We start from the raw sequence: 9522 nt of genomic DNA on the forward strand, positions 1-9522 counted from the left end.
GCTGATGAATTGGTCTTTAGGAAATTACTGGTATCTGTTATTACTCTTGTTGCTGCCTGTCATCGGTTACTTCATTATTCACTATGTCCGGTGGAAAAGCAAGAGAAGGAATATTTTTGCAGAAGACAGATTTCAGGACGTTTTGTTTGAAAAAACCTCCTGGTTTGCCAAGATTTTTCCCATTCTTTACCTTTTTGGATTTCTGTTTTTAATCTTTGCTATTATTGACCTTTTGGGCGGAAAAGAGGAGATCAGCGTGACACAGAATGTGAGCAATACGATTTTCGTTCTGGATGTTTCCAACTCTATGAATGCCCAGGATATCCAGCCAAGCCGATTAGATGAAGCCAAGAATATCATCATCAACTCGCTTCAGAAAATGACCAATGATAGAGTAGGGATCGTTGTTTTTGCAGGCGATGCTTATTCCGTAATGCCCTTGTCCACTGATTATTCTGCCGCAGAAACCTATCTTTCCGGAATAGAAACCAGTGTCATCCAAAACCAGGGAACAGATTTTCTGAAAGCCATAGAAGTAGCCTCTCAGAAATTCAAAAATATCAATAAAGGTGCTAAGAATGTGGTACTGATCAGCGATGGCGAAGACAATGAAGGCCACGAGGAAGAAGCCATAGATCTGGCAAAACAACAAGGCATCAAAGTCACAACAATAGGTGTAGGAACAGAAGAAGGCGCACCAATTCCCGAGTATTACTACGGACAGTTGATGGGTTACAAGTCTGATATGTACGGTGAAACAGTTGTTTCCAAATTGCAGACCAAAGCACTCACCAACATTGCCTCATCTACCGGCGGAAATTATTTCAGTGGCAACAATCTGGAAGAAGCTATTAATCAGCTGATAGCAAACCTTGAAAAATCCACCGCTTCTAGTTCTACGACGATTAGCTCGCAATCTTCCATCCATTACTATCAGTACTTTCTGGCGGTGTCTGTACTTTTATTTTTCCTGATCTATCTTTTCAACCCAAAGAAGGATTTTAATTTATAGAACCATTATGGCAGCTTTTCCGGCCTCCGTTCACAATTTGTTACTCTGAGGCTCTCGAAGAGTCCACTCAGGTCGGGCTGCAGCTTCGCCAAGCAGACGTTTGGTATTTTATGTCAACCAAAGTCCCAAGAGGACGATTTATACCAAGCATAGGAATTCATTCCTATGAATCAATAATTAAAAACAGCTGCAAAATTTGCCAAATCAGCGCGACATAAAATTCAAACTTTACCGTCCAAAAAGTGGTATTTCCCATCTTTATAATCAGCGAAAATATGATGCAGGCCATTGCTGATGATGATCTGCTCTGCACCAATCAGGCTGTTGTATCTGGCGATCTGCTCAAAATGGATTTCCTTCAAAGCGATACCAGGCGCTTTGCATTCGATCAGGATTTTTGCTTTCGTTTTTTCGGTCACCAGTAGATCTATTCGCTTGGTCGTGCCATTCAGTTCCAGTTTTTGTTCAAGGATCAGTGATGACAGATTTTTCTTCTTTACAAACCTGTAATAGTGCAGCCAATGCTGTCGTACCCACTCTTCTGGCGTCAGCACAAGCCAGATTTTCCTTACCAGATCATAGATAAAAAATGTATCTTTGTCTTGTTTGATTTGTAGATCAAAGTCATTTTTAAAATTAAGTTTCGGAACCTGCATACGATAAGATGAAAGAAATAGATATTATCCTCAAAAATATTAAAAATAAAGAACTCTTACCGGTTTATTTTTTTCAGGGCGACGAGTCTTTTTATATTGATCTGGCGGTCAAGCATTTTGAGCAGGACGTCTTGGAAGAGGATGAAAAGGCTTTCAACCAAACTGTTGCTTACGGACGAGACACCAATTATCTGGAAATTCTCTCATTAGCAAGGCAATACCCAATGATGGGCGACAAGCAGCTCATCATCGTAAAAGAAGCGCAGGATATGAAACTGAACGATGACGAGTCCAAAGCACTGGACGCCTATCTTCAGAATCCGATACCTTCTACGATTCTGGTCATCGCACATAAAAATAAACTCGACGCCAGAAAGAAAATCACCAAAACACTTTCCAAATCCGGAATGCTTTTCTCCAGCGAAAAGATGAAAGATTATCAACTTCCCGCTTGGATCCAAGGCGAAATGACTGTGATGGGAATCAAATCTGCACCCAATATCAGCCACCTGTTGGCAGAATATCTCGGAAATGACCTTTCCAGAATCGCCAATGAGCTCAACAAGCTGAAGATTATCTTGAAGGACGGCGCCCTTCTGGACGGGAAAATCATCGAAGAGCATATCGGGATCAGTAAAGATTTCAACATCTTCGAACTTCAAAAAGCATTAGCGACCAAAGATCAGGCAAAGGCTTTCAGCATTGCTTATTACATGGGAAAGAACAAAAAATCGAATCCCGTACAGATGGCTTTCGGAGCGTTGTACAATTTTTTTTCGAACATCATCATATACCATACATTATCCGGTCAATCACCGCAAACTATGGCTTCCACGATGGGTGTCAATCCTTATGCAATCAAAGATTATACAGAAGCCGCAAGGTTTTATCCTTTGAAACATGCGACTCGTGTCATTTCCATTCTTCGCGAAATGGATCTGAAATCCAAAGGCGTTGGCGTAAGACAAATGGAAGATGAAGAGATCTACAAAGAGCTGGTTTACAAAATCATAAAAGTGGACGAACTGAAAGTGAAGGTTTAAGATGATTATTTGCCAGTCCCATCATTCCCATTGATAGTTTAGATAGGTTTTCAATAATTAATTCCCGAAATTTGTACCCGCATTTTCACATAAAGATTTATATTTGGAAACTTATAAATTGGAACGTAAATCGATTATCAATTAGCCTTAAAGAATAAAATAATTTAATTACAAAAATGGAAAACAATATTTTAGATTGTGTCATCGTAGGTTCTGGCCCAGCTGGTTTTACAGCGGCGATCTACGCTGCCAGAGCAAGTCTGAAACCAGAATTATTTACAGGACTGGAGCCCGGTGGACAGTTAACCACCACGACGGAAGTAGAGAATTTCCCAGGTTACCCAGACGGGATCACTGGCCCAGAAATGATGTTGCAGTTACAAAAACAAGCCGAACGTTTCGAAACCAAAGTGCATTACGAAATGATCTCAAAAGTGGAGTTTTCCAAAGTACGTGGCGGCATTCACAAACTAAGTACGGGTTCTCGTGATATCTTTGCAAAAAGTGTGATCATCTCTACTGGTGCAGCTGCAAAATATCTTGGATTGGCAGATGAGAAAAAATATTCTGGTGGTGGCGTTTCTGCCTGTGCCACCTGCGACGGATTCTTCTACAGAGGTAAAGATGTGATCGTCGTTGGCGCTGGTGATACAGCGGCAGAAGAAGCAACTTATCTTGCAAACATCTGTAACAAAGTGACGTTATTGGTAAGGAAAGACCACTTCCGTGCTTCCAAAGTCATGGTAGACAGGGTTTTGAATGCACCAAATATTGAGGTGAAATATAACCACGAACTCATCGGCATCGAAGGTGAAAACGCCTTGGTAGAGAGAGCGAAAGTCGTAAACAATCTGACTGACGAAGTTTCTACAATAGACGTTCACGGGATCTTCATCGCCATTGGTCACAAACCAAACACCGGCATCTTCAAAGGTCAAATAGACCTTGATGAAAACGAATACATCATCACAGAAGGCAAATCCGCAAGAACCAATCTTCCTGGTGTTTTTGCAGCAGGCGATGTTCAGGATCACCATTACAGACAGGCTATTACGGCTGCAGGAAGCGGTTGTATGGCGGCAATGGATGCTGAAAAATATCTGGGCGAATTAGCCGGAGAAAACCACACTTGGGTAGAGCAATAAGCTTTCAAATACCATAAAATCAAAATACCCCGAAAAATTTTCGGGGTATTTCTGTAAAAAAGAACTCATAAAAAACTAAATATATGAAGTGTGTTTTTTAAATTTTTGATCCTCGCTGAAAGCAAGTTGGGTATTTTGTCTAATGGATGGACTCGTGGTTCTGTTCTCATCCTTATGATGGATTTTATAATACAGGTATGCGATAAGCGTTGGCTTGTGAAAGATCTTGTAATACCTGTACTCTGTGTGGAAATGACGCAGATTAATCTTGTAAAAATCATAGCCAATCACCACAACCAGACAGATGCTGATCAAATAAAACACACGGAATTCCAAGCTGTAATACGTCAATCCAGAGAAGATTGCCCCCAACACATAAGCTGCCATAATACTCAGCAGCAACTTAGCTCTGGAGATCAATTCAGGATTCTTCCGGAATTTTTTATGCGTCAACATAGAGGCCAATATTCCCAAGTCTGTAGTCGTTCCTGTAAGGTGCGTGGTCTTTACCGAGAAGTTCGAGATACTTGCCGTCAATCCATTTTGAAGACCTGTCGCAAACAGCATCAGTGCTACCAAGGCTTCCGTTTCCTGCAAGGTTTTCTCATAAAAGAACTGCCCGTAGATGCCTACTGCCAAAAGACAAAGGATCTCTAGGAAAATTGGTAATGAGTGGGCAAAATATTTGCTTTCCTTGTCTAGATTAATGACGCTCATATTGGCTACAAATCCGCCGAAGAAAAACAGGAAGATCCAGCCTCCGACTACCGACACCTGAGTCCAGTTGCCCTGGCTGATTTCCGCCGCCAGGATCGCGTAGTGGCCTGTGACGTTGGACGTGAAGGAGAGGAATATCAACAGGGATGCAATATTAATAGTGCCTGCCGTAAAAGCAGTCAGCGTCCCCAGTCTGATGTTGTCTCCCAATGTCCTGCTGTTACTATAATTTCTTAACATTTACTCTACTTTTAATCATTCAACTTTAGCTTGTTCACCAGTGGTTTTCTACAAGAAAACTTCTGCCAGTCTTCCTTTTTCAGGCATCAGCTCTGTCGTTTTGGTCACCACTTCCTGTGCCTCCACGTGCCTGTTTTTCTTGAGGTAATTCTTGACATCGAACTGGCTTTTGCTCAGATTTCTACTTTTCGAAGAAGCGTAGTAGGCTTCATCTGCCTGCGCAACTTCTATGTAATGGTTGAACGCTCTTTGGAAGCTTCCCGTGAAGAGGTCGCAAGTGATTTTGTTGATCAGCTTCGGGTACTTGTTATGGATAATGCTGTACGCATCACAAAATTCCTGAGGTCTTATCTTATTCAGGACAGCACCTTTGGTGGTGAAGAGCAGATCTCTGATAGAATCGCCGGTATCATAACCTGCAACGAAAAGAATATTGTATTGGTTCTCATCCTTTTGCTCGTATTTCTTTTTCAATACTTTCTTCAGGATGTCCAAAGATTCCAGTGAAAAGTCTGTGGCTATTAAAATGGTTTTGGTCATAACTTTATCTTTTTTTTGTGGGTGTCATTTTTTGATATGACAAAAGTAGACCCACCAAATTAGAAAGACTTTGGAACCAAATTAAAATGTAATGAGAGGGATTAAAATGAGATTAGAATTTCATTTTAGAGAACATAATAACAATGATGTCATCCTCACGTTCTCGAATGATTTTTAGAATTTGGGCAGCTTTTCCGCCCTCCGTTCCCGCTATTTTTTGCCAGAAATTCCCAGTCCAATAGAAATGAGTCAGTTCGCAAAAAATGAGCTCCACTCAGGTCGGGCTGCAGTATCAGCGTGAAACGAAACTTGGCAAAGTGTAGAATTGATCTCAGTAAACGAAGAAAACGATGCTCAGCGGATCAAAAAAAAAGCAAGCTTTTCAGATTGCTTTTTTGTTATTTTACCTGTTCCAAAAGATACAGCTTTCCACCGGAAAACGCTTGCTTTGGCATGAGGCTACCTTCCAGGATCATCGTTTTGCTATTGATATCGATCACCGTTATATAATTGCTGGAATTGAATTCGATGTAGTTTTCCTTCTCTTTGGTCAAAGGATTTTTACCAAACTCGAAGTCGTATTTTTGCCAGCTTTCCTTCTCTGTGCTGCAGTGCACGGGTTTGAATTTGGACTTTCTGGAATTGAAGATAATCTGGTCAAAACCTTCTACACATTCACTGTTGAAAGAGCTTTCAGGATTTGGATCCACGCTAAAGTCTGCAAAAGAACCGTGGTAGATCCCGACCACTTTCCATGTGCCATCTATTCTGTCCTTATCAATTTTTCCGTTGGCTTTGCTCACCGCCCAGCTCACGCCTTTCACCGTTCCTTTCACGGCTTTGTATCCAATTTTCGCCACACCTTTTACCGCTTTTGCAGCCGTAGAAACGATGCAGGATTGCATAATTATTAAGGTGAAGATGGGTAGTATTATTTTTTTCATAGCATCATATTTTGTACGAATATAATACTTAAAAAGTACTTTGTCAGCATCGTTTGTAAAAATGATTCACCTTGCAAATGAAGAAATTGGAGAATATGCACTAAATGGTTTTTGAGGGAACAAAGCTGGGGAAACTGATTTGTACCGTTGTCCCGATATTTTCTTTAGAATTGATGAGCAATTCTCCCTGATGAATTCTGATGATATTTCTGGCAAGCGGTAATCCGATGCCGTAGCCTTCGTACTTCTTGGTGTTGGAGGCACGGAAAAACGGATCGTAAATTTTATCAAATTCAGAATCAGGAATTCCAATGCCGTTGTCTTTTACAATAATGTAAACGTGCGTGTCTGTTGCGCCAAGAGATACTTTTACTTGCTGAAAATTAGAATATTTGCAGGCATTATTGATGAGGTTCGCCATTGCCAGATGGAGTAGCTGTTCGTTTCCTTGGACTTTCAGTTTTTTCGGGTTGTCCGGCAACATACTGATGTCCATAAAGATATTATTGTTTGCATTGATCTTGGTTGCCGTTTCTATGACATCCCAAAGCAGCTGATCTATCCGTACTTTGTTCATTTTCTGGATTTTACCATCGAAACCGGTTTGTGCAATCATCAATAAGGCTTTGATTTTTTTATCCAGCTTTTCGGCTTCATCCAGAATAATCTGAAGAGTTTCCTGATAATGTTCCTCTGTTCTTTTCATAGAAAGTGCCACGTCAGCTTCGCCCATAATCGAGGTCAGCGGTGTTCGCAGTTCGTGTGATACATTTCCAATCAGGTGGTTTTGCGTTTCAAATGAGGTTTCAATCCTGTTCAGCATTCCGTTAAAGGTGTCTATCAGTTCGTTTAATTCTGTATTTCCATGCTGAGGTTCTAGGCGGAGATGCAGATTTTCGGAACTGATTTCCTTTACTTTATTCGTGATTTTTAAAATGGGTTTGAATAAAGTCTTGGAAAGATAAAAAGAAAAGATCATAGAGAAGAAAAGTGCCAGGATCATACAGGTGATAAGGGTTCTTTTCAGATAACCCAGATAATAGACCACGTAATGGTTTTTTGCAGATGCAATGGCGATGTAACTTCTATTGTGAGATCGGAAACTCTGTCCTATATAGTAGAGTTCCTTGTCGTTGTAATTGGCTTCACCTTTTTTCACAATATTTTTAAAAAAAGTATCCGGAATATGAATTTTATGAGAGATCTTGCTGTAATTGGAATCTTTCGGGATTTCAAAAACATAATCTTGCTCCATGGGCAATTCTTCTTGGCGGGTGAGGTCTGTGATAATGGTATTCGTACCTGTATCGATATGTGGTCTGCTTTTCTCAATCTGAACAATCGTTGTAGCCCGTATTTTCAGTAATTCGTAAAACCTCTGATGCGAAAAATTAACGATAGAGAAATAAACCAACCCACTGAAAAGCATGATAACAACAGTGAAAACAAGCATCAATAGAAGCATTGTTTTGGTTTGATTGGTAGAGATTCTTTTCAGCATAGATTAATTTTTTTTCAAAACATAACCCATGCCGATGACTGTATGGATGATCTTCTGGTCATCATGATGATCCAGTTTTTTTCTGAGATAATTCACGTAAACATCTACCACGTTGGTTCCTAGTTCATAATTCACGCCCCAAACAGCTTCCAGTATTTCTGGTCTCGAAATCACTTTTTCAGGATTGTTCAAAAAATAGAGTAGAAGTTTGTATTCTGTAGATGTAAGCGAGATTTCTGCACCATTTCTGCTAACTTTTTTGGTGTAGTCGTTGAGTATTAGGTCTTCAAATTGGTACAGGTTTTCGTCGGTTTCGATTTCATTGTCAGATTCACTGATGTGCGCGCTTCTTCTGAGTAAAGATTTGATCCGCGCCACCAGCTCAATAAATTTAAAGGGTTTTACAAGATAATCGTCACCGCCGCTTTCCAATCCCATCACGATATTCTCTGAAGAATCCAGAGCTGTTAAGAACAAGATAGGAACAGTCTTGTTTTTCTTTCGAATTTCTTTACAGACCTCCAAGCCGTTGATATCAGGCAACATAATGTCCAGAATAATCATGTCGAAATCATTATTATCAACCATTTTGATCCCTGTATTTCCGTCTGGCGCTACTGAAATTTCATAATCCAGTTCCTGGAGTCCTTTCTTAATAAAAGAAACAACGCTGGATTCATCTTCGATCAGAATAATTTTTTTCATAGATATAGAAATCAATTGGGTAGTTGATGTTCAAAAATAACAATTTAAAATTGAAGTCTAATGGTCAGCATCCAAAAACTAATGTCTAATTTTTATAATTTTGCAGGATGAGAAACTTAATTTACATTTTCGTAGGTGGCGGTATTGGAAGCGTAATGCGATTTATGATTTCTGGTTACACCAACAAGTTATGGAAGGTCAATGCCTTCCCGGTGGGGACTTTTGCGGTCAATATCACCGGTTGCTTTTTAATTGGCATTTTGTCGGCTTATTTTTTGAAGATTGATAATTCGCTCAAATATTTTTTGATTACGGGCGTTTGTGGTGGCTATACCACTTTCTCTACATTTTCGGTGGAGAACTTTTCACTTTGGCAAAATGGGAACTACAATGTTTTACTTTTATACAGTATTCTAAGTCTAATTGTAGGTTTATTAATGGTTTTTTTAGGATTTCAAATCGTGAAAAATTAATTTTTCCCTTTGATAACGAAAGAATTAAAACTTTTTCTCAAAAATAATTTGGTCATAAGCCAAAAGCGTTTTATATTTGCACCACTGAAAACGAGAGATCGTTAGGAAGTAAGGAGAGATGGCAGAGTGGTCGATTGCGATAGTCTTGAAAACTATTGACTGTAACAGGTCCGGGGGTTCGAATCCCTCTCTCTCCGCAAAAATCCCTATAAACATTATGTTTATAGGTTTTTTTTTGTTTTACGCTAGAGTCAAAAAAAATCAAAATAGGGGAGTAGTGAAAAATAGGGGATCAATTCCAAAACTTGGGGAGAAAGATAAAAATTAATAATTTTGAAGGATGTTAAATGATGTCGAACTCCTTAAATTATTTTTACCGGAACTTCTCATTGAGTATTTTGAGATTGTAAAATTTGAAGAAGAAAACCAAATCCTGCACATCTATTTTGAAGAGAAAAATACTGCTCCGAAAGAGTTTTCTTCTCTGCTATTACAGTCAAAAGGTTTTGTTCCGGAAATAACCGTTGATGATTTTCCTCTGCGTGG

At 39.6% G+C, this 9522-nt stretch carries 11 protein-coding genes and 1 tRNA gene; 6 read left to right on the forward strand and 6 right to left on the reverse strand.

Annotation, left to right across the window (positions count from 1 at the left end; translation table 11 throughout):
• Window positions 1-4: 4 nt before the first annotated feature.
• A complete protein-coding gene (locus F564_RS0112925; RefSeq protein WP_028123022.1) occupies window positions 5-1012 on the forward strand; it encodes a VWA domain-containing protein in 1008 nt (335 codons plus the stop codon).
• Window positions 1013-1233: 221 nt separating this feature from the next.
• Here F564_RS0112925 and F564_RS0112930 read toward each other — a convergent pair whose 3' ends face one another.
• Window positions 1234-1668: a type I restriction enzyme HsdR N-terminal domain-containing protein gene (locus F564_RS0112930; RefSeq protein ID WP_028123023.1), complete on the reverse strand. Its 435-nt coding sequence runs from the start codon at window positions 1666-1668 to the stop codon at window positions 1234-1236.
• Window positions 1669-1676: 8 nt separating this feature from the next.
• On the opposite strand from F564_RS0112930, the gene holA reads away from it, so the two are divergent.
• Window positions 1677-2711, forward strand: a complete 1035-nt coding sequence (holA, locus tag F564_RS0112935; protein WP_028123024.1) for a DNA polymerase III subunit delta — start codon at window positions 1677-1679, stop codon at window positions 2709-2711.
• Window positions 2712-2887: 176 nt separating this feature from the next.
• Window positions 2888-3856, forward strand: a complete 969-nt coding sequence (gene trxB, locus F564_RS0112940; RefSeq protein ID WP_028123025.1) for a thioredoxin-disulfide reductase — start codon at window positions 2888-2890, stop codon at window positions 3854-3856.
• Between the two features lie 75 nt (window positions 3857-3931).
• Here trxB and F564_RS19245 read toward each other — a convergent pair whose 3' ends face one another.
• From F564_RS19245 to F564_RS0112965, 5 genes are all read right to left on the reverse strand, one after another.
• Window positions 3932-4813, reverse strand: a complete 882-nt coding sequence (locus F564_RS19245; protein WP_084406817.1) for a YoaK family protein — start codon at window positions 4811-4813, stop codon at window positions 3932-3934.
• 48 nt (window positions 4814-4861) lie between these two features.
• Window positions 4862-5353 (reverse strand): hypothetical protein, encoded by a 492-nt coding sequence (locus tag F564_RS0112950; RefSeq protein WP_028123026.1) that lies wholly within the window; start codon window positions 5351-5353, stop codon window positions 4862-4864.
• Between the two features lie 398 nt (window positions 5354-5751).
• Window positions 5752-6297, reverse strand: a complete 546-nt coding sequence (locus tag F564_RS0112955) for a hypothetical protein (protein ID WP_028123027.1) — start codon at window positions 6295-6297, stop codon at window positions 5752-5754.
• A 100-nt stretch (window positions 6298-6397) separates the two neighbouring features.
• Complete coding sequence (locus F564_RS0112960) at window positions 6398-7798, reverse strand: HAMP domain-containing sensor histidine kinase (protein ID WP_028123028.1); 1401 nt, start codon at window positions 7796-7798, stop codon at window positions 6398-6400.
• Window positions 7799-7801: 3 nt separating this feature from the next.
• Window positions 7802-8503, reverse strand: coding sequence for a response regulator transcription factor (locus tag F564_RS0112965; RefSeq protein WP_028123029.1), 702 nt, complete (start codon window positions 8501-8503; stop codon window positions 7802-7804).
• Between the two features lie 107 nt (window positions 8504-8610).
• Here F564_RS0112965 and crcB point away from each other — a divergent pair, with 107 nt between their 5' ends.
• The 3 genes from crcB to F564_RS0112980 all read left to right on the forward strand — a co-directional run.
• Window positions 8611-8976 carry a fluoride efflux transporter CrcB gene (gene crcB, locus F564_RS0112970; protein WP_028123030.1) on the forward strand — a complete coding sequence of 122 codons (366 nt, stop codon included), beginning with the start codon at window positions 8611-8613 and terminating at the stop codon, window positions 8974-8976.
• A 112-nt stretch (window positions 8977-9088) separates the two neighbouring features.
• Window positions 9089-9173, forward strand: a tRNA-Ser gene (locus F564_RS0112975).
• A 143-nt stretch (window positions 9174-9316) separates the two neighbouring features.
• Window positions 9317-9522, forward strand: a 206-nt coding sequence (locus F564_RS0112980) for an ISAon1 family transposase N-terminal region protein (RefSeq protein WP_028122023.1), incomplete at its 3' end; no start/stop codon positions are given.

Origin of the sequence: Epilithonimonas tenax DSM 16811 (assembly GCF_000428485.1) — a bacterium.
In the GTDB taxonomy this organism is placed as follows: domain Bacteria; phylum Bacteroidota; class Bacteroidia; order Flavobacteriales; family Weeksellaceae; genus Epilithonimonas; species Epilithonimonas tenax.